We start from the raw sequence: 2370 nt of genomic DNA, 5'->3' as shown, positions 1-2370 counted from the left end.
AAATCGCTTTGGCGTTATATGGTCAAGCCGCACGAGTCATTAGTATTGGTTAGCTCAATGCCTCACAGCACTTACACACCCAACCTATCAACGTCATAGTCTTTAACGGCTCTTCAGGGACCTCTAAGGCCCAGGGAAGTCTCATCTTGAAGGGGGCTTCCCGCTTAGATGCTTTCAGCGGTTATCCCGTCCGAACATAGCTACCGGGCAATGCGTCTGGCGACACAACCCGAACACCAGTGGTCCGTCCACTCCGGTCCTCTCGTACTAGGAGCAGCTCTTCTCAAACTTCCAACGTCCACGGCAGATAGGGACCGAACTGTCTCACGACGTTCTAAACCCAGCTCGCGTACCACTTTAAATGGCGAACAGCCATACCCTTGGGACCGGCTTCAGCCCCAGGATGTGATGAGCCGACATCGAGGTGCCAAACACCGCCGTCGATGTGAACTCTTGGGCGGTATCAGCCTGTTATCCCCGGAGTACCTTTTATCCGTTGAGCGATGGCCCTTCCATTCAGAACCACCGGATCACTAAGACCTACTTTCGTACCTGCTCGACATGTACGTCTCGCAGTCAAGCGCGCTTGTGCCTTTACACTAACCGTACGATGTCCGACCGTACTTAGCGCACCTTCGTGCTCCTCCGTTACTCTTTGGGAGGAGACCGCCCCAGTCAAACTACCCACCACACAATGTCCCCGATCCCGTTTCAGGACCTGGGTTAGAACCTCAATATTGCCAGGGTGGTATTTCAAGGTTGGCTCCATGCAAACTGGCGTCCACATTTCAAAGCCTCCCACCTATCCTACACAAGCAACATCAAGATCCACTGTGAAGCTGTAGTAAAGGTTCACGGGGTCTTTCCGTCTAGCCGCGGATACACTGCATCTTAACAGCGATTTCAATTTCACTGAGTCTCGGGTGGAGACAGCGTGGCCATCGTTACGCCATTCGTGCAGGTCGGAACTTACCCGACAAGGAATTTCGCTACCTTAGGACCGTTATAGTTACGGCCGCCGTTTACCGGGGCTTCGATCAAGAGCTTCGCCTAAGCTAACCCCATCAATTAACCTTCCGGCACCGGGCAGGCGTCACACCGTATACGTCCACTTTCGTGTTTGCACAGTGCTGTGTTTTTAATAAACAGTCGCAGCCACCTGGTATCTTCGACCAGCCCCAGCTTAGGAAGCAAGTTCCATCACCAGAGCCGGCGCACCTTCTCCCGAAGTTACGGTGCCATTTTGCCTAGTTCCTTCACCCGAGTTCTCTCAAGCGCCTTGGTATTCTCTACCTGACCACCTGTGTCGGTTTGGGGTACGGTCCCTTTTGACCTAGTGCTTAGAAGTTTTTCCTGGAAGCAGGGCATCAACCACTTCTCCCCCTTGGGGGATCGTCATCGGTTCTCGGCTTTGAGGGTCCGGATTTGCCTGAACCCTCAGCCTACGACCTTAAACATGGACAACCATCGCCATGCTGGCCTAGCCTTCTCCGTCACTCCATCGCAGTCAAAAGGGGTACAGGAATATTGACCTGTTTCCCATCGATTACGTCTTTCGACCTCACCTTAGGGGCCGACTCACCCTGCGCCGATTAGCGTTGCGCAGGAACCCTTGGTCTTCCGGCGAGGGAGGATCTCACTCCCTTTATCGTTACTCATGTCAGCATTCGCACTTCTGATACGTCCAGCATGCCTCCCGGCACACCTTCAACCGCTTACAGAACGCTCCTCTACCGCACTGCAATAAATTGCAGTACCCGTAGCTTCGGTGAACAGTTTGAGCCCCGTTAAATCTTCCGCGCGAGCCGACTCGACCAGTGAGCTATTACGCTTTCTTTAAAGGGTGGCTGCTTCTAAGCCAACCTCCTGGCTGTCTGGGCCTTCTCACATCGTTTCCCACTTAACTGTTACTTTGGGACCTTAGCTGACGGTCTGGGTTGTTTCCCTTTCCACGACGGACGTTAGCACCCGCCGTGTGTCTCCCGTGATTGCACTCATCGGTATTCGGAGTTTGCATGGGGTTGGTAAGTCGGGATGACCCCCTAGCCCAAACAGTGCTCTACCCCCGATGGTGAGACACGAGGCGCTACCTAAATAGCTTTCGAGGAGAACCAGCTATCTCCGGGCTTGATTAGCCTTTCACTCCTATCCACAAGTCATCCGCTGGCTTTTCAACGACAGTCGGTTCGGTCCTCCAATCAGTGTTACCTGATCTTCAACCTGCCCATGGATAGATCGCCCGGTTTCGGGTCTACTCCCAGCGACTCGACGCCCTATTAAGACTCGATTTCTCTACGGCTCCCCTAGTCGGTTAACCTTGCCACTGAAAGTAAGTCGCTGACCCATTATACAAAAGGTACGCAGTCACCC

1 rRNA gene is annotated in these 2370 nt (G+C 53.5%); it reads right to left on the bottom strand.

What is annotated here, in order from left to right:
- Nucleotides 1-18 precede the first annotated feature (18 nt).
- Nucleotides 19-2370: ribosomal RNA gene (locus tag ACNRUY_RS26230) — 23S ribosomal RNA — on the bottom strand; the annotation flags it as partial.

This window comes from Endozoicomonas sp. Z74 (genome assembly GCF_057680865.1).
The sequence above is the reverse complement of the archived record's forward strand: the minus strand, read 5'-3'. Positions and strand labels throughout refer to the sequence as shown.